24 protein-coding genes are annotated in these 24,620 nt (G+C 42.7%); 17 read left to right on the top strand and 7 right to left on the bottom strand.

The window, feature by feature from the left end; all coding sequences use genetic code 11:
- Positions 1 to 42: 42 nt before the first annotated feature.
- Complete coding sequence (locus F9K23_06885; protein KAB2916919.1) at positions 43 to 759, bottom strand: hypothetical protein; 717 nt, start codon at positions 757 to 759, stop codon at positions 43 to 45.
- 49 nt (positions 760 to 808) lie between these two features.
- Between F9K23_06885 and F9K23_06880 the strand changes: the two genes are divergently transcribed.
- Positions 809 to 1,660, top strand: coding sequence for a hypothetical protein (locus F9K23_06880; GenBank protein KAB2916918.1), 852 nt, complete (start codon positions 809 to 811; stop codon positions 1,658 to 1,660).
- 69 nt (positions 1,661 to 1,729) lie between these two features.
- The gene (gene purH / locus F9K23_06875; GenBank protein ID KAB2916917.1) at positions 1,730 to 3,217 is read left to right on the top strand and encodes a bifunctional phosphoribosylaminoimidazolecarboxamide formyltransferase/IMP cyclohydrolase; all 1,488 of its coding nucleotides are present in this window, start codon (positions 1,730 to 1,732) and stop codon (positions 3,215 to 3,217) included.
- Between the two features lie 271 nt (positions 3,218 to 3,488).
- Here purH and F9K23_06870 read toward each other — a convergent pair whose 3' ends face one another.
- Complete coding sequence (locus F9K23_06870; protein ID KAB2916916.1) at positions 3,489 to 4,619, bottom strand: ATP-binding protein; 1,131 nt, start codon at positions 4,617 to 4,619, stop codon at positions 3,489 to 3,491.
- Positions 4,620 to 4,755: 136 nt separating this feature from the next.
- Here F9K23_06870 and F9K23_06865 point away from each other — a divergent pair, with 136 nt between their 5' ends.
- The 4 genes from F9K23_06865 to F9K23_06850 are packed head-to-tail and all read left to right on the top strand — an operon-like array spanning position 4,756 to position 6,926.
- Complete coding sequence (locus F9K23_06865; protein KAB2916915.1) at positions 4,756 to 5,064, top strand: hypothetical protein; 309 nt, start codon at positions 4,756 to 4,758, stop codon at positions 5,062 to 5,064.
- Between the two features lie 8 nt (positions 5,065 to 5,072).
- Positions 5,073 to 5,339, top strand: a complete 267-nt coding sequence (locus tag F9K23_06860) for a hypothetical protein (GenBank protein KAB2916914.1) — start codon at positions 5,073 to 5,075, stop codon at positions 5,337 to 5,339.
- A 2-nt stretch (positions 5,340 to 5,341) separates the two neighbouring features.
- The gene (locus F9K23_06855) at positions 5,342 to 5,758 is read left to right on the top strand and encodes a hypothetical protein (GenBank protein ID KAB2916913.1); all 417 of its coding nucleotides are present in this window, start codon (positions 5,342 to 5,344) and stop codon (positions 5,756 to 5,758) included.
- The gene (locus tag F9K23_06850; GenBank protein KAB2916912.1) at positions 5,739 to 6,926 is read left to right on the top strand and encodes a hypothetical protein; all 1,188 of its coding nucleotides are present in this window, start codon (positions 5,739 to 5,741) and stop codon (positions 6,924 to 6,926) included. The genes F9K23_06855 and F9K23_06850 overlap by 20 nt, the downstream gene beginning before the upstream one ends.
- Positions 6,927 to 6,945: 19 nt before the next feature.
- Here F9K23_06850 and F9K23_06845 read toward each other — a convergent pair whose 3' ends face one another.
- Positions 6,946 to 7,311, bottom strand: coding sequence for a hypothetical protein (locus F9K23_06845; GenBank protein KAB2916911.1), 366 nt, complete (start codon positions 7,309 to 7,311; stop codon positions 6,946 to 6,948).
- A 143-nt stretch (positions 7,312 to 7,454) separates the two neighbouring features.
- On the opposite strand from F9K23_06845, the gene F9K23_06840 reads away from it, so the two are divergent.
- Positions 7,455 to 8,594 carry a hypothetical protein gene (locus tag F9K23_06840; GenBank protein ID KAB2916910.1) on the top strand — a complete coding sequence of 380 codons (1,140 nt, stop codon included), beginning with the start codon at positions 7,455 to 7,457 and terminating at the stop codon, positions 8,592 to 8,594.
- A gap of 80 nt (positions 8,595 to 8,674) precedes the next feature.
- On the top strand, positions 8,675 to 12,658 hold the full coding sequence (locus tag F9K23_06835) for a PAS domain S-box protein (protein ID KAB2916909.1): 3,984 nt from the start codon (positions 8,675 to 8,677) through the stop codon (positions 12,656 to 12,658).
- A gap of 107 nt (positions 12,659 to 12,765) precedes the next feature.
- Here the strand turns inward: F9K23_06835 and F9K23_06830 are convergent, their stop codons facing one another.
- The 4 genes from F9K23_06830 to F9K23_06815 are packed head-to-tail and all read right to left on the bottom strand — an operon-like array spanning position 12,766 to position 14,116.
- Positions 12,766 to 13,182: an arsenate reductase ArsC gene (locus F9K23_06830; protein ID KAB2916908.1), complete on the bottom strand. Its 417-nt coding sequence runs from the start codon at positions 13,180 to 13,182 to the stop codon at positions 12,766 to 12,768.
- 7 nt (positions 13,183 to 13,189) lie between these two features.
- Entirely contained in the window at positions 13,190 to 13,315 is a 126-nt protein-coding gene (locus F9K23_06825; protein ID KAB2916907.1) for a cytochrome O ubiquinol oxidase, read from the bottom strand.
- Complete coding sequence (locus F9K23_06820; GenBank protein KAB2916906.1) at positions 13,315 to 13,773, bottom strand: hypothetical protein; 459 nt, start codon at positions 13,771 to 13,773, stop codon at positions 13,315 to 13,317. The genes F9K23_06825 and F9K23_06820 overlap by 1 nt, the downstream gene beginning before the upstream one ends.
- Positions 13,774 to 13,786: 13 nt before the next feature.
- Positions 13,787 to 14,116, bottom strand: coding sequence for a winged helix-turn-helix transcriptional regulator (locus F9K23_06815; GenBank protein KAB2916905.1), 330 nt, complete (start codon positions 14,114 to 14,116; stop codon positions 13,787 to 13,789).
- Between the two features lie 240 nt (positions 14,117 to 14,356).
- Here F9K23_06815 and F9K23_06810 point away from each other — a divergent pair, with 240 nt between their 5' ends.
- From F9K23_06810 to F9K23_06770, 9 genes are all read left to right on the top strand, one after another.
- Entirely contained in the window at positions 14,357 to 15,652 is a 1,296-nt protein-coding gene (locus F9K23_06810; GenBank protein ID KAB2916904.1) for a hypothetical protein, read from the top strand.
- 33 nt (positions 15,653 to 15,685) lie between these two features.
- The gene (locus F9K23_06805) at positions 15,686 to 16,321 is read left to right on the top strand and encodes a hypothetical protein (protein KAB2916903.1); all 636 of its coding nucleotides are present in this window, start codon (positions 15,686 to 15,688) and stop codon (positions 16,319 to 16,321) included.
- A gap of 185 nt (positions 16,322 to 16,506) precedes the next feature.
- On the top strand, positions 16,507 to 17,424 hold the full coding sequence (locus F9K23_06800) for a DUF692 domain-containing protein (protein KAB2917022.1): 918 nt from the start codon (positions 16,507 to 16,509) through the stop codon (positions 17,422 to 17,424).
- Positions 17,421 to 18,278, top strand: coding sequence for a DUF2063 domain-containing protein (locus F9K23_06795; GenBank protein ID KAB2916902.1), 858 nt, complete (start codon positions 17,421 to 17,423; stop codon positions 18,276 to 18,278). The genes F9K23_06800 and F9K23_06795 overlap by 4 nt, the downstream gene beginning before the upstream one ends.
- Before the next feature lie 90 nt (positions 18,279 to 18,368).
- Complete coding sequence (locus F9K23_06790; GenBank protein ID KAB2916901.1) at positions 18,369 to 19,700, top strand: hypothetical protein; 1,332 nt, start codon at positions 18,369 to 18,371, stop codon at positions 19,698 to 19,700.
- A gap of 2 nt (positions 19,701 to 19,702) precedes the next feature.
- On the top strand, positions 19,703 to 20,746 hold the full coding sequence (locus tag F9K23_06785) for a S8/S53 family peptidase (GenBank protein ID KAB2916900.1): 1,044 nt from the start codon (positions 19,703 to 19,705) through the stop codon (positions 20,744 to 20,746).
- 2 nt (positions 20,747 to 20,748) lie between these two features.
- A complete protein-coding gene (locus tag F9K23_06780; protein KAB2916899.1) occupies positions 20,749 to 22,644 on the top strand; it encodes a hypothetical protein in 1,896 nt (631 codons plus the stop codon).
- Positions 22,645 to 22,782: 138 nt separating this feature from the next.
- Positions 22,783 to 23,922 carry a hypothetical protein gene (locus F9K23_06775; GenBank protein ID KAB2916898.1) on the top strand — a complete coding sequence of 380 codons (1,140 nt, stop codon included), beginning with the start codon at positions 22,783 to 22,785 and terminating at the stop codon, positions 23,920 to 23,922.
- 41 nt (positions 23,923 to 23,963) lie between these two features.
- Positions 23,964 to 24,542, top strand: coding sequence for a Crp/Fnr family transcriptional regulator (locus F9K23_06770; protein ID KAB2916897.1), 579 nt, complete (start codon positions 23,964 to 23,966; stop codon positions 24,540 to 24,542).
- The last annotated feature ends 78 nt before the right edge of the window (positions 24,543 to 24,620 follow it).

The following is a 24,620-nucleotide window of genomic DNA, read 5'->3' as shown; positions in this document are numbered from 1 at the left end:
AGAAACTAATTCGCGAGGTATTAATTTTCGATTAACGATTAACTACCCAATAGAAGGGAAAATTAAATATTCGCTCGGTATCTCAGGAAAAGCAAGAATTAAGTTGAATCTGAAAGATGAAGTAAGTTTTGTAAAATCATCTTTTGTAATACTGCATAAGTGTTTATTAATATACTTTGAACTTGTTATGTTCAGAGCTTCGATGTGTCCGTCGATAATGCTTTTTAAAGCCAGGTTAAAAACTTCTGTTTTTATTTGCATATTCCATCTGAGTATAACTACCATTTTGTTGGGGCTTCCGGATAAATACATATTTCTTCCGTAGTTTAGAATATCTGCTGTGATGAGTTTTTTCAGAGAATCATAAGGAATTTTATTTTCATTATTGATAGTTATTGAATCATTATCAAGGTGTATTCTAAGTATGTTGCTTCGGCTATAGCATCCTATAGGTTTAATTACAAATGGATTTTCGAAGGTAGTCTTAACGTATACAGTTTTTTTGAGGCTATCTATACTTATCGGAACTCTAATTGAAATATTCTCGCTAATAGAATCAAAGTGTCTTAAAAATGATGGCTTAATACTTCCAAACGAATCACTCGGAGAAAATGTAACCACCGGCAATGTATCTGAGCCGCCGAAAAAGGTTTCCAGTTCAGGTCGACAGAAATAGGAGGGGAGTTCTTGTTTCTCTGCTGTTTGCTTGCAGGAAAATAACAGCAAAACGATGGCTCCGATGAAAATGCGTTTGTTCATTATTAACTTAACGAAAATACAAAAGCGCAGGTTTGCAGACGGATAAAAGATGATAGCAATTCTTTTATCTTGCGGCATGGCATTGACGCAAAAACTGGTGTGTATTGGCTTGCTGCTGATGGTGGCTTCCTGCTCACCGTTTGGCTACACCTACATTAACCCTTTGCCTGATACTGCCGCCTATACCGATGGTGGGCAAGTACGCGCCACAGGAACGATAGGGGTGTTGGGTGCGCATGCACAAGTATCTACTTCACCTGTAAAATATGTGGGTATTACCGGTGGTTATTTTTTGGGCTACAAAGGGTTTACTTGCTATAACTACGCAGGACAACTGTATGCACCCCTCTTTACAACCAAAAAAGCGGGGCGTTTTTATGCCTCGTTACAAGTGGAACGAGCACACGGCAGGCATCAACGAAATTTTACGGATAATGCCCCATTTGTGAACAACAGCGAAAGTAGAATGGAAGTAGATGTGTCTTACCTGGCAACTTCTATTACGCCTTCTCTTTATACCTCTCTTGATGTAGGTAAAAACGATAGGGTAAAAATGGGGGGCAGCTTTATGTTTACCAGAGCATTATACGATAGGCTATATTTTAAACGCTCTTTTTTTGTGAACGGGCAGCCCTCAGCAACAGGGAATAAAGATATTAATGCCCCCAACACCACTTTTACCGGTACGGGTGCTTGGGTATTTTTTGCTTTTGAAAGTAAGAAACTTCCGATTTTTGGGTATACCAATGTGGGCTACGCTCCTTTTAATTACCCAACGGGTGATATACAAATGTGGAACTTGCAAAGCAATTATAAGTTTGGGGTGGGGTTTGTAAACTTTACCACCTTTGGCCTTTATTTGGATTGGAAACGGTTTCGCAAAAACAAGGCTGCAAAGTGAGTCGGCAACTTGTTTATAAAATGTCGGTTTAATGTTGTTTTTTCGCGGTTTATTTCAAAACCAAAGGGAATGGACAAAAAAATCAAATCGGCGTTAGTATCTGTATATCACAAAGACCATCTTGACGAGCTAATCAAAACACTTCATGCCAACGGAGTAACGTTTTACTCAACCGGCGGAACACAAGCATTTATCGAAGGTTTGGGAATGCCTGTGGTTCCTGTAGAAGAGTTAACCGCGTACCCTTCAATATTGGGCGGTCGTGTAAAAACCCTTCACCCCAAAGTGTTTGGCGGTATTTTGGCTCGCAGGGATAACGCCGAGGATATGAAAACCTTGGGCGAATATGCAATACCTGAGATTGATTTAGTAATTGTTGACCTTTATCCTTTTGAAGAGACCCTGAAAAACACCGATAACGAGGCGGAGATTATTGAGAAGATTGATATTGGCGGAGTTTCATTGATACGCGCAGCGGCCAAAAACTTTAAAGACACCATTGTAATTGCTGATAAGGCTGAATATACTAAGCTGACCGAAGTATTAAAGGCTAAAAGTGGTGCTACCAGTATAGACGACCGTCGTTATTTTGCTAAGCAAGCATTTGCCCGTACCTCGCAATACGATACTGCTATCGGTAATTACTTTGCAGGGGTAACGGATACGCACTTGCGTTATGGCGAAAACCCCCACCAAAAGGCGTTTTTCCGTGGAAATTTGGACGAAGTATTTACCCAATTGCACGGTAAAGAAATATCGTATAACAACCTGAACGACGTTGATAGTGCCCTATACCTGTTGAATGAGTTTGAAGGCCCCACGTTTGTTATTATTAAACACACCAACCCTTGCGGATTGGCAACCGATGCAAACCTTACCCAAGCATGGCACAAAGCCCTTGCTGCTGACCCTACCAGTGCGTTTGGCGGTATAATAGCCTGCAACCGTACGGTAGATGCTGCAACAGCTACTGAAATTAATAACCTGTTTTTTGAGGTGTTGATTGCCCCTGCCTTTGATGCAGATGCGCTTGAAATATTAAAACAAAAGAAAAACCGTGTGTTGTTGCAGTTGAAGAGTATTCCTGCACAAGAGATGGTGCATAAAACCTTGTTGAACGGCAGCATTTACCAAGATGCTGACAACAAAGTAGTAACCGAAGCCGATTTTACCTATCCAACCAACCGCAAACCTACTACACAAGAGGTGGCAGATATGTTGTTTGCCGATAAGATTGTGAAGCACACCAAATCTAACACCATTGTGTTGGCTAAAGACAACCAGTTGTTGGGCATTGGTTGCGGACAAACTTCTCGCGTGGATGCGTTGAAAAATGCCATTGCCAAAGCGGGTGAATTTGGTTTATCGCTGCAAGGTGCTTCGATGGGCTCGGATGCGTTTTTCCCTTTCCCTGATTGTGTGGAGATTGCCGACAAAGCAGGTATTGTGAGCGTGATACAACCCGGCGGCTCTATTAAAGATGAGTTGAGTATAAACTACTGCAACGAGCACAACATGGCGATGGTGTTTACCGGCATCCGCCACTTTAAACACTAATTAGTAGTTTTCAGTTTTTAGTTTAGGGTTTTAAGTTGCTAATATAGTTAGGTTTCGTTTGCAATATGCTGGATAAGGTGTTTTGCATTCCCCCTTCTTTGATTGTTGAGTAACCCTATAATGCTGTTACAACTACTATAACAGTGCGCCTGATTTTGATGACGGAACACTTTTGGCAAACCATTTAATAAGTAATCACAATTACAACCGCAAATTTTATATAAATGCTGCGGTTGTAATCGCAAAATTAATGTGAAATTTGCGAAAGCTGTCAGGTTGATAAAAAATCAACCATACTTTTTTTGTTTACTACGGCAAAGGTATGTTCGGGGTATGCTTCGCCAAATGCCTTTGGCATCCGTACTTTGGCCTTTGCATTCCACTTAAATTCATAAGCGTGCAGTTGCCCGCCCCTTTCTTCAATATAGTCAATTTCTTGTTGGGCGTGGGTACGCCAAAAATATCGATTGGCAAATACCCGTTGGTATTCAAGCGTTTTCATGCGTTCAGTTACCAAAAAGTTTTCCCACAAGGCTCCCACATCATTTCTAAAGGCCAAGGCATTAAACTGCTTAATAACAGCATTGCGCAAGCCATTGTCGTAAAAATAAATTTTACGGCTTTTCTTTAATTCGTTCCTCAGGTTACGACTGAAAGAGGGCAGGCGGAAAACAATAAACGCTTTTTCAAGCAGGTGGATATACCTTTCAACTGTTTCGTTATCCAGCCCGGTTTGCTGTCCCAGTTCATTGTACGAAACTTCGCTCCCTACTTGAAAAGCAAGTGCCTGTACCAGTTTTTCAAGTCTTTCAGGTTTTTGGATGTTTTCCCAAGTAAGAATATCCTTGTATAAGTAGCTATCGCTTAATTGTTTCAGTATTTCCTGCTCATCACCCGGATTGGTTACCACGTCAGGGTAATAACCGTATACCAGTCTGTGTTCAAGCAATCGGTTTTCATCAAGTAAACCGTGGTGTTGGCACATCTCGTTGTATGAGAGGGGAAACAAGGTAAACTCCCACTTACGCCCCGTTAGCGGCTCATTAATCTTATTTGCCAAATCAAACGACGAAGAGCCGGAAGCAATCACTTTTACTCCCTTAATGTTGTCGGTTATCAGTTTCAGGCACAAACCTATATTTTCAACCCGTTGGGCTTCGTCAATAATTACCAGCGTGTTTTTTCCAATCAAAGCGCGCAACTTGGCCGATGTGGTATTGGTAAGAGCTTCACGCACATCGGCTTCGTCTCCGTTTAGCCAAAGTGTTTCCTCGCCGCTTTTTTCAGCCAATTGGTTAATAAGTGTAGTTTTCCCAACTTGTCTTGGGCCAAGTAGTATGATGGCTTTATTACCTTTCAGGCGTTGCTCCATTTGGGCAAGCAGTTGTCTTTCAACGTGCATAATCGCAAATTTAACACAAAATTTGCGATAGCTACCGCAAAATTTATATAAATATTGCGGTTACGACCGTGAATTTCATTTGAATTTTGCGAAAGTAAAGACCTGAAACACTTTTTGTCATAACCAATTAAGGGGTATGGAATCAATATCATTGTTTAGTAAATTAATCATCATTGCCCTTGCATCGCTTACTGTCGTTCATTATTCAGGTATTGTAAGCCAATTAAAAAGGTGGTTGCATACAAGGTTTCAAATACCCTTGCACCAATTAAAACTAAAACCCCTCGATTGCCACATCTGCTTATCCTTTTGGTTAGCGGTATTGCATTTTGTGGCTGAGGTGACCGAAAAACGCCCTGTTACCCTGCAATCAGCCATTATTATCACCATCTACGGACTTGCGGCTTCTGCCATCAGTCATTTCCTGTATAAAATATTTAAATAAGTAAAACTATGTTTAATAACTATCAATTAAAAATCCTGCAACAGCTTGAGGAGAAATGGGCGTTGTGGGAGCAAACCAAGGTGAGCCTGTTTACACACGAGGATAAACTGCGCATTGATGATTTACGGTCAATAGTTGGATTAGCACCCGCCCGCAGTAGCTGCCACGCCTGCTTTATGGAGGACATACAAGCACTGATGACGGTATATGCCCGACATAAACAAAGCGGTGAAAGCACTGCCCAAGGCGAGGCAAAAGGAGAAAAAAATAAATAATTATGCCACGAAAAAAAGCAATACCGAAAACAATAACCGCTGCCGCGCTGCAAAAAGGTTTTGATGAATATTTTGATAAATGCAAAAACCACAGTATTGAAACTACCCTGAAAAGCGGGGAGAAACATACCGTACCGCAACCCAAAATACCCACCATTAAAGATTTTTGGTGCGTACACATGAAGTTGTCGTGGGCAACGTGGGGAGAACTGCTGGCAAGTGAGGCTACCGCAGCTACCTGCGAAGCCATCCGCGATACACTAGAAGGGGCGGTGCTGGATGCCCTGATAAACGGGGAAGGAAACAGTACGGGATTAATTTTTGATTTAAAGGCCAATTATGGCTATACCGATAAGCAATTAACCAACGACGGGCTTCAAATCCGGAAAATAGAAATCAGTGTCAGAAGGAATAATTAATTTAGAAGTAACTCCCGTTTTCGAGCGGAATTTTAACAGCAATAAACGGATAGTAATTAACCGCGGGGGTACCCGTAGTTCAAAAACCTACTCGTTGGCACAGCTTTTTATTGTTGAATTATTTAGCGGAGAAAATAAAATATTATCGGTAGTGCGTAAATCGTTTCCGGCGTTGCGTGCTACCGCTTTGCGCGATGTGGTTGAAGTGCTTACCAAAAGCGGATTATACGGTTTGGTGCAGCACAATAAAACCGAAAATATTATTAAATACGGCAGCAATATTTTGGAGTTTTTTTCGCTGGATAATGAACAAAAAGTGCGCGGGCGAAAACGTACTCACTTGTGGCTTAACGAGGCTAATGAGTGCACTTTTGAAGAATGGCAACAGTTAATTTTTCGTACGTCGGGCAGGGCATTTCTTGATTTTAATCCTGATGATATTAATTGCTGGATAAATACTGAACTGGAACAAAAACGTGCCCATACACAGGGCGATGTAGAGGTAATTGTAAGTAATTATCGTGATAACACTTTTCTTGACCCGATTACTATTGCCGAGATTGAGTATTTACAGGAAAGCGATCCCGAATATTGGAAAATATTCGGCATGGGCGAGTACGGTAATATTAGCGGGCAGGTATTTATAAATTATACGGTTGTGCCCCATCTGCCTGATGATGCAAAATTGGTGGGCTACGGCCTTGATTTTGGCTTTAGTAATGACCCTACTGCTTTGGTAGAGGTGCGCATGGGCGACGGAAAACTGTTTGTGCACGAGCATTTGTACCAAACGGGTTTGACCAATCCCGATATAGCTGCCCACCTTGATACGGCTCGTTTGCAAAGGTTTGATGAGGTGCTTGCCGATGCCGCAGAACCTAAATCAATCGAAGAGATTTACAGGGCAGGCTATAATATTAAATCGGCACCCAAAGGTCCTGACAGTATTAATTTGTCGATAGATATTTTGCGCCGTTACCCGTTGTGCATAACGGCCGCGTCGCTCAATCTGATAAAAGAGTTACGCAGTTATAAATGGCAAACGGATAAAAACGGGATAACGATTAATAAACCCGTTGATTATAATAACCATGCCATTGATGCAATGCGGTATGTAGCGTTGGGTAAACTGCAACAACCCCGCACCGGTAAATACATCATAAAATAGGTTGATAAACAGGGGATGCTTATGCAATCAACTCTTTCAGTTGTTGCAGCAATACAGGGGCAAGTGGTTCAAACTCAGCATAGGCGCGTTGCACTTGCTCAGGGCTATACTCCTTGCGGCTGTATAATTCAATATCAACTATAGGCTTGTGCAGCTTGTCTGCCTTCAGCATAGCCAATAACGGTTTAATTTTGTGGGCTTCTTTACCCATGGTATCCAAATCACCCTCGGTGTAGCTTTTGGCTATCGCTTCAATACCGGCCTCAATACTTTCTACATTAGCAGCAAGTAACTCTTTCATAAAGTCGTTATCGCCCATTGCAAGGGCTTCAAGGTCGGCAAGGTCGTATAGTGTATCCATGTATAGCTTAACAAAATTATTCATTTCGGAATAAATCAAAAGCGGAAAGGCAATAATTATTCAATTTATCGATAAGCGAGGCAATTTCACTCTTTTTTATAAGGCACTTATAAAATATCAATACAAAAAGATAAATTGCTGATGGATACGCTTAACTAACATATTTTATGAAGATAGCCCAATACCATTTTACTGAAAAAAAAGAATGGGCACAAACCGGTGGAACAGAGGCCATCAGCCCATCACTATTAATAGTTTTCGGACAAAGGCAAGTAATTGAAAGCTCGGAAGCCATCGGGCAATTGAGGCAAAAATTTCCCGAAGCACAAATGATTGGATGCAGTACCTCAGGAGAGATACTGGAAGCCAAAGTGTACGACGGTACAGTTACGGCTACGGCCATTCAGTTTGAGAATACTCAGGTTGTATCTCACCAGTTGGTGATTGACAATACAGATGAAAGTTATGATGCAGGTCGCAAAATTGTATCAATGTTTAACCACAATAACCTGCGGCACTTGTTTGTGCTTACCGACGGATTGGTGGTAAACGGTAGTGAGTTTGTGCGCGGAATGCAGGAAGAACTGCCCCAAGGGGTATCAGTAACCGGAGGGTTGGCGGGTGACGGACCTGATTTTGTAAAAACACTTGTGTTTACACACGAGGCCGCACCCGGTTCAAACATTATTGCAGCCGTTGGTTTTTACGGCGAAGGCCTTACACTGGGATATGCCAGTATGGGCGGATGGGATAGTTTTGGTATTGAACGTAACGTTACCAAGTCTAAACACAATGTGCTGTATGAGCTTGATGGCGAACCGGCATTGGATTTATATAAATCGTTTTTGGGCGAAAAAGCATCCGAGTTGCCTGCATCGGCATTATTGTTTCCGCTAAGCATACGCACTAATAGCGACGAACGCCCGATTGTACGTACCATTTTGGCAATAAACGAAGAAGATAAATCAATGACGTTTGCGGGCGATATACCGCAAGGGTCGTACGTACGGTTGATGAAAGCCAATGTTGACCGCCTGACTGACGGCAGCATGGAAGCAGCCGAAAAAAGTATGGCCGATTGGGATGGAAAAACACCTGATTTGGCAATTCTTATCAGTTGTGTAGGACGTAAATTGGTGTTGAAACAGATGGTTGAAGAAGAGGTGGAAACAGCGCAAAATCAGTTTGGCGACGATACTGTAATTACAGGGTTTTACTCATATGGCGAGATATCGCCGTTTATGAAATTCCTGAAATGTGAGTTGCACAACCAAACCATGACCGTTACGCTGATGAGTGAGAAATAAAATTGAGAATTAATTAGTAACTAACTAGGGTTTATTGGGTGCCTTTAGTACCCGTAGACCCTTTTTATATTTTGATAAATATGCACAGGTTATTGCAACGGCAGATTAAGAAGTATTACAAAGAGAATAACCCGAGCCCGGAGTTTATCGCCTTAATGGACGATATAAGTGCCTCTTATCTGAGTTTTGATGAGGACTATAAAAGGCTGGAGCGTATTCTTGAGCTTAGTTCGCAAGAGCTGTTTAAGGCCAATAATATTGTAAACAAAGAGAAAGACCAGATTAGGGAAGAGCTGGCCGAATCGTATAAAAAATATGAAGAGTTTGATAAGGCCGTTACCTCAAGCTTTTGTGTAAGCACTACCGATGTTACGGGTACTATTTTATCAGTAAACCAAAAGTTTTGCAAGGCTTCAGGCTATAGTGAAAAGGAACTTGTAGGCAAAAATCACAACATACTTTCATCGGGTTATCACACCAAAAAATTTTGGCAGCAACTATGGAGCACCCTTAGAAAAGGGGAGATATGGAACGGTGAAATATGCAACCGCCGGAAAAACGGTGAGATTTATTGGGAGGCTACCAATATTATCCCCTTTTACAATTCGCACGGCGATTTGTACCAGTTGATGGCTATTAAGGTAGATGTTACCGAGCGTAAGACAGCCGAAGAAGAAATTAAGCGGTTGAGCTTGGTGGCACAAAAAACCAACAACGCCATCATACTTATTGATACCAAAGGCATAGCCACATGGGCAAATCCTGCTTTTGAGCGTATTACAGGGTTTAGTGTAGAAGAGTTGGTTGGTAAAGACCCCGGTGAACTGCTGCGAGGCTCCGAACCTTATACCTCGCTTACTATTGATGCGGTTACAAAGCTATATCAGTCGATACAGGAAGGAGTGTCGTTTGAAGGAGAGATACACGGCTTTAAAAAATCGGGTCAGGGGTATTGGGCAGCGCTAAATACTACCCCGATGTATGACGATGACGGAATACTAACCGGTTTTATTGTTATTCAAAGTGATATAAGTGAAAAGAAACGAACGGATGAAGAGCTGCGGGTGAGTGAAGAACGCTGGAAATATGCGTTGAGCGGAAATGATGACGGTGTTTGGGATTATAACTTGGTTTCGGGAGAGTTGTTTGTATCGGATAGTTGGAAACAAATGCTGGGGTATCAAGTCTCAGACCCTTCGCCTGTAATGCCCGATGCGTGGAACATTGTGCACCCTGATGACAGGGAAAGGGCGTTGAATTTGTTTGAGGCATATTTGAGCGGAAAAGTAGAAAACTACCGTAGCGAGTACAGATTGCAATGCAAAAATGGCAGCTATAAGTGGATATTAGACAGAGGCAAGATTATACAAAGCACGGATGGAGATGGCAACCCGCGCAGCCGATTTATTGGAACACATACCGATATTACTGCCATTAAAGAGGCCGAAGAGAAAGAAAAAATCGCCTCACTGATTGTTCAAAACAGCCCGTCGATATTGGTGCGCTGGAAACCCAACTTTAAGCTGAATATTGAATACATCACCGAAAATATTTCGCAATTGGGATACGATGCCCAAGAGTGGATTCAGAGTAAAGTAGCCTTTACTGATTTTGTGCACCCCGACGATGTGAAACCCACCATCCAAAAGGTGTTGCAATCATTTAAAGAAAAAGTCGTGAGGGTGAGCCTGCGGTTTAGGATGCGTGATAGCGAAGGCAAGTACCATTGGATTGACTCTGACAACAGCATTGAGTGGGATGCAAAACAGTCGAGGGCAATACACTTTCAAGGGATTATTACCGATATAACAGAAAAAGTAGAAGCTGAACAGAAACTTACCGAAAGTGAAACGCGTTTCAGGCTGTTGGTGCAAAACAGTAATGATATAACAACCATTATAGATGCCCAAGGCCGTACGGTATACGAAAGCCCCTCGTTTTACAGAACCTTTAACTATACCGAGGAGGATGTAATAGGCAAAAGCATTTTTGAATTTATACACCCCGACGATGTACAGAAAGCTCAATACGAGCTTGCAAAAGGCATGGAACGCGGCGGAATATCAGACCCTATTGAGTTTAGGCTGAGACACCGCAACGGTAGTTGGGTAGATGTAGAAAGCATAGGAAGCAACCTGCTTAATACCCCCGGTATAAACGGTATTGTTATCAACTCGCGGGATATTACCGAGCGCAAAGTGGCTGAAGAGAATAATAAGCGACTGCAAGATTTTTACGAAGTAATACTGAACCGCATACCTACTGATATTGTGGTGTTTGACAATAAACACCGCTACTTATTTGTGAACGAGGCGGCCATACGCGACCCTGAAAAGAGAGCGTTTATCATTGGTAAAGATGATTATGATTATTGTGAGAAATATGGCCGTGATAAAGCCGTAGCCCACAGCCGCAGAGCCATATTTAATAAAGTTGCATACAACAAACAACAAATAGAATTTGAAGAAGCGATAGAAACCCCTAAAGGCCGTATTTGGGTGTTAAGACGTATGTCGCCGTTGCTGAACGATGAAGGCGAGTTGGTAAACATGATTGGATTTGGGTTGGATATTACCGAGCGCAAAATGGCCGAAGAACGCTTGAAGGAAAGTCAAGAACGTTTATCACTGGCAATAAACGCTGCAAAACTGGGTATTTGGGATTGGAATTTAGAAACAGGGGCATTGTTGTGGGATAAAGAAATGTACTCGCTATTTAATCTTAACCCTAATGATTTTGGCGGAGATTACGATGCCTTTGAAAAAACTCTTCATCCGGAGGATAAGCAACGTGTTTTTGACGGGGTGCAGGATACAATAAGCGGTAAACAGGGCGATTATGCCGATACATTTAAGGTATTGGGCGGTGGTGGCGAGATTAAATACGTAGCCGCCATCTCTAAACTGTACAGAAACGCAATCGGAAAACCTATCCGTATGATTGGGGTGAATTTTGATGTGACAGAGAGTAAACTGGCCGAGCAGCGGATATTAAAATCGCAAATGGAGTTAGAGGAAGCCCAGCACATAGCCCGCGTGGGAAGCTGGGAAATAGACATGAAAACCCGTGAGGTGATGTGGAGCAAGGAAATGCGAACCATACACGAGGTTGACGAGTATTTTGTTCCCACACTCGCCAACGTACACTTATTTTATACCGAGGAAACCCGTGAAGCCATTATAGAGGCGGTGAAAGTTGCCCTGCATCATAAAACGCCGTTTGACATCGAATCGCAAGTAATAACGGCAAAAGGTAATCTTCTGGATGTGAAAACTAAAGGTGTGCCTGTGATTGAAGACGGACGTGTACCTTACTTGAAAGGCGTGTTTCAGGACATTAGTAAAGAAAAAGAGGCCGAGCGCAGGTTGAAAGAATACACAGGTGATTTGGAGCGCATTAATAAGGAGCTTGACCAGTTTGCATACATTGTATCGCACGATTTGAAAGCTCCGTTGCGCGCTATAAACAACCTTAGTATGTGGATTGAGGAAGACCTTGAAGGTAAACTTGAGGGTGAAACCGCACACCAATTCCAACTACTACGCGGACGCGTAAGCAGGCTTGAAGATTTGATTAACGGTATCTTAAGTTATTCTCGTGCAGGGCGTATAAAAGTTACCCCTTCAAAAGTGGATACAGAGGTGCTGGTAAACAGTATTATCGAGATGCTTTCGCCACCGCCTCAATACAAGATTACTATGCACGGCAAATTTCCGGTACTTAATACTGAGCGGATTGCCCTTGAGCAAGTATTCTCAAACCTTATTAGCAATGCCATTAAATACAATGGCAGCAACCCCGAACCGGTGATTGATATTTCGTGTGAAGATGATGGTGCATGGTATAAGTTTGGCGTAGGGGATAACGGGCAAGGTATTGAACCCGAATACCACGAAAAGATATTTGTGATTTTCCAAACCCTTGAAGCCCGTGATAAAGTAGAGGGAACAGGGGTAGGGCTTGCCATTGTGAAAAAGATTGTTGAAGAGAAAGACGGCAGGGTATGGGTAGAATCTGCCAAAGGCCAAGGCGCACACTTTTACTTTACTTGGCCTAAAGCGTAAGACTCTCTTAAGGAGTGCTTTTATACAACTACAAAGGCACTGAGGTACAAAATAAGCTTTGTTCCTTAGTGCCTTTGTTTCAAATGGGCTGTTCCTATTGTATTTCTTTATGCCAAATACTTAGCCGCAAATTGCTGCATGTATTCTTTTACTTGTTGGCGCACCTGCCTAAACTGTTCGGTAATTTCTTCCTCGCTGCCCTTTGCCTTTGCAGGGTCGGGGAAGTTGTGGTGAAACCGTTGTGCCTTGCTTGGAAAATACGGGCAGTTTTCTTGGGCATGGTCGCAAACCGTAATCACATAGTCAAAATCAATATCCCTGTATTCGTCAATGTTGTTTGATGTATGACCTGAGATATCAATACCATCTTCAAGCATAGTAGCTATTGCCCTTGGGTTCACCCCGTGCGTTTCAATACCCGCGCTGTATATTTCGGCGTTGCTGCCTGCAAAATGCCTCAAATACCCTTCTGCCAATTGACTTCGGCAACTGTTGCCGGTACATAATACCAATACCTTTTTCATTACTTATTTAAACAAAAAGCCAAACAATATTTATAACCGTAAACCTTGCATCAAACCCGTATACCACATTTAAAATAATGATGGTGCTGGTGATTAGTATCGGCTTCTTATATTTTTTAAAGAACTCCTTCATTAGCAACAGCCTCCTCCCGGTTGGCAGCATTGCAATTCACTCAGGGCAATTTTCTTTTTCACCACAGGCACACCGCATTGGTCATCGGCAAGACAAGCCGTGTGTTTGTTGGTAAGCACAAACTGGTTGCCGTTAAAATTAAGTCCGTATTTACCAATGGTGCCTCCTTGGTATTCAATCTCTACCTCGTGGTCTTCAATGCCCAATACCTTTTCAGATGTAGCAATAATTTTCAGCAGTTTTTCAGGGGCAAGACGGTGGTCGTAATCATTTGCATCCCAAAGTTGCATACTTACAACGGTTTCATTGCGTACAGTATTTCCGCAATCAATAAAGCGTTTAGTAACCAAACCTACCTCGGTAATGTGGAAGTGGGCAGGTACTTGTTCACCGTTTTCAAGCACAAAGGTTAAACTGTCCATTGCCCCAAGGTGGTTTTTAACATCCGATAATTTCATATAGTTGTTGTTTTTAGCAGCATTTATTTTTTGTGTCCTCGTGGGCAGTAATCACATTAAAAAACTCTTGTAATTGCCCAAGTGCATTCTCGTTGATGCAATAGCAAATACTGTTGCCCTCAATACTGCCTTTTATCAGGCCGGCAGTTTTAAGTTCTTTCAGGTGTTGCGAAACGGTGGGTTGGGCAAGGGGCAATTCATTTACAATATCACCGCAAACGCAAGCATTCACTTTTAACAAATAATCCAAAATGGCAATACGTGCCGGATGCGCCAAAGCCTTTGCCAGTGCGGCCAGTTGGTTTTGTCGTTCGGTAAAATAATCTGTTTTAGTGGCTCCCATCGCTTTACTACTATATTGCAATATTACGATATAAATTTATTTCCAAAAAGTACCCTGCATTTTTCCTGCTGAAAATGATTAATTTAGAATGATTACAAATAGATGCTGCCGTTGTTTTTTGGCTATTAATTTATGTACTTCGGTGCTAACTAATTAACTGTAAACTATCAATGATAATCACTGCATAAACCCAGCAAATACTATCAGTTTTGGTCATCGGTAGCGCTATTAACTAAACCTATGAAAAGATTTTTAACCCTGGCAAAGGACCAACAGTCGCTTGCCCATGCATTGCAAGAAGCCATCGACATTGAGATGTCGACCATCCCCATTTACCTGTACACCTACTATTCAATTATCCGCACCCCTAACCAAGACCAAATTCAGGCCGATTATACCAATAAGTATATCGATGAAGGCTTGCCTGCTGCCATTGCTGCTAAAACAGCACTTGAAAAATCGGCAGATGTAATGGTGTATGCCAACAAAGCAGGTGCTACTATTATGAGTGTAGTGATTGAAGAAATGCTGCACATGGCCTTGGCATCCAACCTGCACCGCGCCCTTATCGGCATGCCTGATTTAGTGGGTATTTCACCTACCAACTGGCCTACTAACCTGCCCGGTCGTTTTCCTGAACTTAGCATCAGTTTAGCACCGTTTTCAGCCGAGCAATTAGAGCAATTTATACAAATTGAAAGCCCCGGCGGTGTACCGAATAGCAACGAAATTCCTGACCATTGGGTGTCTATCGGACAGTTTTACCAAAGCATTTTGGATTACATTGAGGCAAACATTAAGCCCGAGGATTACGAAAAATACGCAGGCCAACCACAATTAGGTCCCGGTAACGGATACTATACCCACAACAACGTAGATACGCTGTACTACAACAAATACCACAAACCACAGTTTACCAATGCTGATGACAGCGGTGATTTGGTGATAATAGACAGCAACGCTGCTGCACGCAAAGCCATTGAAACTATTGTGCACCAAGGTGAAGGTACCATTGCCGACGACCACACTACGGACGATAAAATGCACGACGAAGAATCGCACTACCGCAAGTTTGTTGATTTGCATGCTGAGTTTCCAAACTTTGCCGATGATGTAAAATACTTCGTAAAACCATTCCCCGTGAATCCTAAAACAGCCGGTTACCCCGCTGATATACAAACCGTATCAAACCTGCTGAATGCAGTATATACCTACATGTATATGATGATGGAATCGTGCTACCGCAACCCTATGCCCCAACAAAGCGAGATATTTAACTTTGGTATTCACAAGGGCATGGTGTTTATGCTAAGCACCCTCTGCGATTTTATTACCAGCCTTAGCTTGCCTGATGGTAACTATGCCGCTCCCACTTTTGAGAATTACGAATTTTCGCCTGAATCTACCGCAAAATCGCAGATTATAGCCCTTTACAATGCTATACCCTCAAGCCTAAATCCGCCAAGCAGCCTGCCCGGCCGTTTTGCTACCTTGCCTGATATGAGCAGTATTGCAGGTGAACCCGTTAGTTTTTAATCCATTATCAACGCATAAAATAAATATACACCCATGATTAACAGGATATATTATAGCAACGGTTGCGGCAGCAGTGGAAGTAATGGCTGCGGCAGTTCGTCAACAACACCGTCAACAACATCAAGCACCACCACCTTTGTTCCGTTAGAGCTGCATGCTTGCATGGGCTTAAACGCCTGCCAAGGCCACGATCGTTTTGGCACCAACAGTTGTGCAGGTACAGGCTTTTGCTCAACCACTACGCACGTGTGCCACACCCTTAACAATTGCAGGGGACAAGGCGGTTGCGGATTATACGGCAGTGCCGAAGAACAAGAGAAACCCGGCTCAAACGATTGTGCATGGAAAGGAAGTTGTGCTACCCCCATACAAGCCGAGCGCATCAGTACACAGGGTACAAATACCGGACAGAGTGTTTGGAAACTTGCCCGCAAACTGTTTGAAGAACGTCTTACCAGCGAAGGTCGCGAGTTTGGAACTCCCCGTTTCCCTGACGGCCCTCCATCGTGGTGGCTGAAAAGCCTTGGCCCTTACGATGCTTGCGGTAGTAGCGGGGATATGAATTGTACCTTTGGTTTAAAAGAAAGCAAGTGCAGCGTGCTTTGCGGTAGCAAGGCAGAAAGCCCAAGCACTGATGCCAATGTGTGCAAGACTAATCCCAATATATAACGATATCAAATCGATGCATTGCTTTGCAAGTGGAATAAGTTGTAAGAAAAATCAATCACCCGAAAGGGCAGTAAACAGGGCAGTAATAGCCGCCCTGTTTACTATTTTTTAAATAAGGAAGAGTAGTAGTTGCTAAAGCCAAAGAGTGTTTAATTGCCATGAAAACAACCCAAGAGTATGCACAAATGCTGAGCCGGCTGCCCAATATTGGGTTAGGCTTAGGTTTGCGTAACGTACACTTTAACCACATTACCGAGCATTGGCCCGCCGTTGATTGGTTTGAGATTATTTCAGAAAATTTTATGGATACAGGCGGCCGCCCGCGTCATATTTTACGACAGGTGGCAGAGCGGTATCCCATTGCCATGCACGGGGTTTCGTTATCCATTGGTAGCACCGACCCTGTTGATTTTGACTATTTGGGGAAATTGAAAAAGCTGGCAGCCGAGGTGAATCCCGCTTGGATTAGCGACCACCTTTGCTGGACGGGAGTGCTGGGAGTAAATACCCACGACCTGTTGCCCGTGCCCCTTACTTTTGAAAGTTTAAAACACATATCCGACCGTATAAAAATAGTTCAAGACTACCTTGAGCGTCCGTTAGTGCTTGAAAATCCCAGTACCTATTTGGCGTTTAAGCACTCAAGCATACCAGAGTGGGAGTTTCTTACTGCCCTTACCGATGAAACCGGTTGCGGGTTGCTGCTGGATGTGAACAATGTTTACGTTACCTGCTATAACAATGATATGGACGCGGTTGAATACATTGAAAACCTGCCCCACGACCGTATTGTGCAAATGCACTTAGCAGGCCATCAATACTGTGGTACACACATTATTGATACCCACGACAGGCAGGTAATACCCGGCGTGTGGGAGTTGTTTAGCCTTGCGTGGCAACGTACGGGCGGCACATCGTTGTTGCTGGAGTGGGATAGTAACATTCCGCCGTTTGATGAATACCACGCCGAATTATTGAAAGCCCAACAATTTATGAACGGCTTGCCTGAAGGCTTTATAAAAACAGCAGCAGGGGCGGCTGAACCTCAAACGGTTTCAAATCCCCTAAGCTTTATGGTTCCCGAAATTGTAAGTACTGAATGACCGCAGAAGAAGCTGATAAAAATATCCCTCTTAGCCTTGTACAGCAATGGATGCAAACTGTATTGGTGAACCCGTTGGGCAACCCCGGCGGCCATCCTTCAGAATTGCTGCCCCAACACCTGCAAGGCGATATAGAAAACATTATTGCCCCTTCATCACGCCTTAACGGCAGGCAGCGATTGGCCATTTACCAACGCGGCTACCTTGCCCGCTTGCGCGATTGCATGGCAGGCCAATTCAAAGGATTGCAGTACGCTTTGGGCGAGGAATTGTTTCAGGCATTTGCCGATGAATACCTGCAACAATACCCCTCTGTAAGTTATACCCTTGCCGATTTGGGCAAACGCTTTGCCGCCTTTTTGCAGCAAACCCGCCCCGATGCAAATGCCCCCGAAAATGAGCGCGAAGATTGGCCTGATTTTATGATAGAATTGGCTCAATTGGAATACGCCCTGCTGCAAATATTTGACGAAGAAACGCCGCAAGGCATACACTATGCTGCCGATACCACCAACGACGAGAGTCTGAAACTTATACCGTCGTTGTACCTATTCAGTTTCCGTTTTCCTACTGCCCAGTATTTGCAAGCAGTACACAAAAACGAAAATCCGTCATTGCCCTTCCCATCTGACAGTTATTTGGCTGTAACCCGCAAAGACTATCAGATAGGGCTGTTTCACCTCAATCCCCTCCAACATAAATTTCTAACGTATTTGCAGCAATACCCGCAACCTGTAACCCAAGCCTTGCAACAGTTTGCCGTACAAAACAATATTGAATGGGAAGGCTTGCAAACTCTTTGGCCGGTGTGGCGCAGCAAATGGATAGAATCAGGGTTTTTTGTTACTGTTTAATACGTAGTAATTCATAGAGATAACCTATGCAGATATTAGTAACTTGCTACCATAATTGTTTGCTGAAATGTAAAATTTAAAACTAAAAGTATGTTGATTGCAATTGATGTTACGGTAGGGCTGATACTGGTGTATTTGTTGTATAGCTTGCTAACCACCATTGTGCAAGAAGGTTTTTCTACATGGTTTGGTTTCAGGGCCCGCAATCTTAAAAGGGCTATTGTGCAGATGCTTACCGATGAAACAAAGGTAAACAAGCTGTCAATCAAAGGATTGGTGAATCGTGCTTTTACTATTGCCGCCTTTAACAGCCGCAGCTACGACGGTACATTAGCCGAAGCATTTTATGCCCACCCCGGTATAAAATACTTAGGCGAAGGCCAATGGCACCGATTACCCGATAGCATTGCCTCCGAAAAATTCGCCGAAGTAATAACTGATATTTTAGTAGGCGGGAATTATACCCCTGCATCCAACCCGGCAACAGTAATTGAAAAAACACTTTCATCAAGCCCCGTACCCTTGGCCGGCAATGGGGTATCAATCACCACAACGTTTAAAGTAAACGGCGGTAATATTGTATTGATAGAAGAAGACACCGTCTACTACCTGAAAAGGTTATTGCTTACTGCCAACAACGATATTGATAAATTTAAAAAATCGTTGCAAACGTGGTACGATGATATGATGAAACAAACCACCGTTTGGTACAAGCGTAACATACAGGTGTGGTTGTTTGGCATTGGTATGCTGATAGCCATAGCGTTTAATGTGGACACTCTTAAAATTGCAAGTTTCTTATCTACCAATAGGGAAGCCCGACAAAATATGGTAGAGCTTGCCATTGCCGTGCAGAAGAATTATGATGGCAAGGAGATAGGGGATAGCATATCAGGTGAGGTGATTAAACAAACCAAACAGGATATTGCAGCCTCACAAAAAATATTAGGCAACGGGTGGGATGACGAATGGATGTGGTGCTATGGCGAATGTCGCAAAAAAGCCGACTCAGCGATGGTTGTAAGGACTGATAAGAAAAAGCTGCTTGACTCGATAGAAGTACGGGTTAAAAAAATAGATACCGACAGTATGTTGCCGAGTGACAGCAGTAAAAAAGCGGCAAAAACAAAACTGCTTGATTCAGCTATGTTATTAAAATCAGACATTGCCGTAATTGATGATAAAGTAAAGTACTGTCAACGGTTCACAATAAGTAAGTTTTTCGGGGTAATGAGTCAGGCAAGCTGGTGGAAACGTGCTTTGGGCTGGGTACTTACGGCCTTTGCCATATCATTAGGAGCACCATTTTGGTTTGACTTATTAAATAAGTTCATACGTTTGCGTTCGGGAATATCAACTGCCGAATCGTCAAAAAACAAAGAAAGCACAGCAACAGGTGAAGCAGTTAACCCTAAAGCATAACCATGAAAGTAACCGTAACCACATACCTCAACCGCAGGTTAAATACTCCGCAAACGCTGCCTGATAATAAAAGCGGCTACCTGTCTCCGGGTGATTCAATAGAGGTTGTGGAGGTGCTGCAAGGGCAACTGATAGAAGGGGTAGATACATGGCTCAAAAGCACCGATGGAAACTTCTTTTGGAGCGGAGCAACAAACTATAATGCGCTTACTAACTATGCAAACCGCATAGTAAATATGCCGCAAGCATGGAAAGACAGCAAAGGCAAAGGGATTACCGTTGCATTGCTGGATACCGGAATTAACTCCACACATCCGTTTTTAAAATCCGTGTTTAATAAATACCAAAACCTTGCATACGCTGTGCCCCCACTTGCAATTGCAGATAAGCAAGGACATGGTACTGCAATGGCCGGATTAATGGCCGGCACTGTGCCTGCGGCAGATATTATTTCTATAAAGGTGTTAACCGACGATAATATTTCTACCGGTCAAAATCTTGCCCAAGGCCTTGATAAAGTAATTGAGCTATTACCGCAGGTGAAACCCGATATAATTAACCTTAGCCTTGATATTAGCCGACGACAATACAGCGAGGTGAATTATACCAATAACGAAACCATCGAAGCTAAAATTAATAAGTTGGCAGCCACAGGTATTGTAATTGTTGCCGCGGCGGGCGATAGGGATAAAGTATTCGGCAGTGTGATAAATTATCCAGCCCTAAATAGTAATGTAATAAGTGTGGGCACCCTGTTGGCCGAAGATATAGGTAAAACAGTTAACCCGCGTGTTGATTTGTTGTTTTACAATGCAAACCTGCAAGCCGCCGCAATTGACGGAAGTTTTACCGCCACCACAAGCAGCACAAGTGCATACACAGGCCTTGTCAGTAGTATAGCGGCATCCATATTGGCTACAGAAACTATTCCCGCAGGTAAAACAAAAAGAGAGTACGTACTGGGCCGTATAAAAGAAATTGCAGCAAATATTTCAACCATAGTGTCTCCGAGCAGCACTGAAATAACTATCTATAAAACCACTTAATTATGAAAAAACTTCTAACACTTTTAGTTGCATGTTTAACAGGACTGACGGCCTTTTCCCAGTCGATGGTAGAAGATGCATTGCGGCTTTCCCGTTCGGTGGCATCCATTGATGCAGGACAGGTAGCCCTTAAGCGCTCCGATGACAGCGTATTTACGATACTGGATAAGTATTACCAATCGGATGTAAACAACATAAAAAGTGATTTACGCGATGCCTTTGCCGAAAATCCTTTTTTAACAGTGAGTGGCGGCGGCGATGCTTTTAACTGGCAGGCCGCGGCAGCAACAGGCCAAGCCTTTGTGGGCGATGCGCTTAACTATGTAGGCGGCCTAAACGTTACCAATCTTGCCGATGCGTTGGCTATTGTAGTGGTGAACCGATTGAAAACCGAACTGAATCAACAGTTTTTTGAAGAGTTTGAAGAACAATTGAAGAAAACCCCTGAGTTGGAAAAATTGTTCCCCAACACCTACATGTTGCTTACCACAATCGACCAAGATATTTATGATTATGAATCATACATTCCGGCATTGCGCCAAGCCTTTAATACCGACTACAGAAACTTGTATCAAAAGGTTGAAACGCTTTTAAACTCACCAAAATTTAAAGAGTATTTAAACAAAGCCCCCGAAGTAGCAGCCGTTGTTGGCGCAGCCTTAATAACTTCAAAGCTGGTATCGCATGATAAATCGCCCGCGGCTGTAATATCAGGTATAGCTGATGCAGCAGGCTCAGGCTCAAAAGGCATCGACGGCCTGTTTAAAACCGTTGGGTTGATAGCAAAATCGTTGCAAAACTCAGTAAACGCAGTTGAAGGTGCATGGGTAGGCATGGACAGTGTGAAAAAACTTGTAAACAACCCTGCAGCCTTGCGTATTTATGTGGGGCTGTTGTATCAAACCTCGGCAAAAATTGAATTGGGTGGCGGCAAAACCCTGCAAGCTGAATTAGATACGTTGGGCGTAAACAACCAGTTGAATAAGATTGCCGATATGGTAGTACTGGTTTCATCTGCTGTAAATGAAGTTGAAGAACTGGTAGCCCAATACAAAGCCGATACTTCACTTAAAGGATATAACAAGTACTATGATTATTACGAGTCGTACACCTCGTTAATTAAAACCCTTGCCACCAGCGTAGATACCATCTTTCATCTAAACATTGATAACCGTATTAATCAATACTACGCGGTGAGCCAAAACTTAGGCAATATTTATTTAAATGTGAACGAGGGTAACTACACAGGAGCCATTACCAATTTGGTAACCACTATAAATATTATAGACAGCAACGGGGCTGTAATGTCAAAACCCGTTGTACAGCTATTATTGCGTTACGGTACGTTTATGGCTGCCATGGTTGAGGCCCAAACATCGCAGCAAATGGCCGCCGTATTAGAAACATATATACTACCCAGCGGTAGTAGTACCATGAAGGCTAAAACTGCCCGCTTGCTTACCCTTAACTCATACATAGGAGGGTTTTATGCTTGGAAAACCGACCAAACCGACAGCGCAAAAAAATCGGCGGGACTTAGCTTGCCCGTGGGCCCTAATTTTTCATTTGGTTTGGGTAGCAACAAAGTATTAGGAGCCATTTCTGTATTTGTACCTATAGTAGATATTGGTGCATTTGGCGCATACCGACTGAGCGACACCTCAACAGCTGCATTACCCGCCGTAAAACTGTCAAACATATTTGCACCCGGTATCATGTTAGGCTTTAATAGATTGTTCAACACGCCGCTAACCCTAATGGGTGGCATACAAAAAACACCACCACTGCAAACCATTTCGGCTTCGGGTGCTACCTATACAGAAAATAGCTGGCGCTATCAGGTATCTCTTGTGTGGGATATTCCGTTGTTTAATTTGTATTACAAACCCAAGAAATAATCCATCTCAACAAGCAGCCATTAACAAAGGCGCAAAGGCACTAAATTAGTGTGTCTTTGTGCCTTTGTGGTTATATAGTAGTAGTGTTTCTATCGTTTTTCAAATCAAAAATTAACAAATAAACCATAGTATTGCTGTATGAATACCCGTAGCCCTTTAGCCGTACTGGCTGGCATAGTTCTATTGTTTGTAAGCCTGCATGTAAATGCACAAGGCAAAGTATCGTTTGTCGAAGCCCAAAAACTGGGAAACAGGATTGATTCATTGGCAAAAGCAGGCCAGTGGCAAAAGATTGAAACTTCGTTTTTTGATGTTGATGAACTGGCCGAAAGAGCAACAAAAGATTTAAAATTAACCAAAGATGAAAAAGCATCTTTTGTTGGTGGCATGAAAGAAGGTTTGGCAGAGGCAGGTTTGTTTGCAAGAATTGCTGAACAAACTACAACGTTTGATTTCTTACGGATAAGAGAGAACAGCGGAAAATACAGCATCATGTTCAGGGCAGAGCTTGTTTCAGGAGGGTTAAATTATTTTGACTTCGCTGTTATAAAAAACAAAAAGGGAGAAGTAAAAATTGGAGATTTATATACCTTTAGTATGGTCGATAATATGTCTAATATTATAGGGTCTTTGCTAATTTCAGCCATGCCCGATGGGTTTGGTGCTTCTGACAAAGGGCTTGAGAAAACTGTCAAAGCTGTAAAAACTATGACAAAGGCCAAAAACGAAGGAAAATTTGAGGTTGTTTTAGCTGAATACAACAAACTTTCACCCGAAAACAAAAAGCAAAAAATGTTCTTGGGAATGCGCCTTAATGCTGCTCAAAGCGTCAGTATCGAAGAATATAAGGCCGCAATGGATGATTATTATGCCGCATTTCCAAACGAACCCGGCCTTAGCCTGATGATGATAGACAAGTATTTTTTAGAAGAAGATTATGAAGGGGCGTTGAGTGCGGTTAACAAAACCGATAGTTTAGTGGGTGGTGATACCTACCTTGAGCAATATAGAGGGAATATTTACACGTATTTAGATGATTACGAAAAGGCAGAAGCCAGCCTGAAAAGGTATTTGGCAAACTTCCCTAAAAGTGCAGATGCTTACCCAACCTATGTGTCGCTGTTGGCTGCCAATGGCAAATACCCTTTGGCGGTTGAAACGCTTAAAAAATGGGAAAAAGCAACCGGCCAAAACCCGCTTGAATTCTTTAACGCTGATGATTTTCCTGATTTTAAAGAATCAGCAGAATACCAAGGCTATTTGAAGGACCGTAAATAACCCTGTTTGTTTTATGGCTAAAAATCATCAATTTGCCTGTAATGGATAGGGTAAAAAATATCTTACAATCTTTTGCAGGCATTGATGAAGATCACTTTGCCCTCTCAGAAGGGATGTGGCTTGAAAAAACTTACGGCAAAGGCGATTTCTACAACCAATACAAAAGCGTTTGCAAATACCTGGGATTGGTGATGGATGGGGTGTTCCGCACCTACTACGTTGATGATGAAACAGGGGAAGAGAAGAACCTGTTTTTCTATTCACAAAATCAGGTAGTGGTAGCCTACAAAAGCTTTGTTACCCAAACCCCTTGCAACTATTATACGCAAGCTCTTACCCCCGCAAACATATATTATATACGTATTGACGAATTGCTTACGTTGTACAAACAATCGCACCAATGGGAGCATTTGGGCAGGCTGGTGGCCGAAACGGCTTTTGTTATTGGCAGCGGACGTATGGAAAGCTTTTTGTTTCAGAGCCCCGAGCAGCGGTATTTGGAGTTAATACAAGACCATCCGGATATTTTTAACAACGTTCCTTTATACCACATTGCCTCGTATTTGGGCATCCAAGGGCCTTCGTTAAGTAGGATTAGAAAAAGAATGGCTAGCAAATAACGATTTTAACCCAGGTTAAAATTATTCTTGTTTAATGGGCTGAATTTTGTGTCGTCAAATGGGACATAAAAAATTAAA

The sequence above is a fragment of the Bacteroidota bacterium genome, assembly GCA_008933805.1.
Lineage (GTDB): Bacteria > Bacteroidota > Bacteroidia > UBA8524 > UBA8524 > SB11.
The sequence above is the reverse complement of the archived record's forward strand: the minus strand, read 5'-3'. Positions and strand labels throughout refer to the sequence as shown.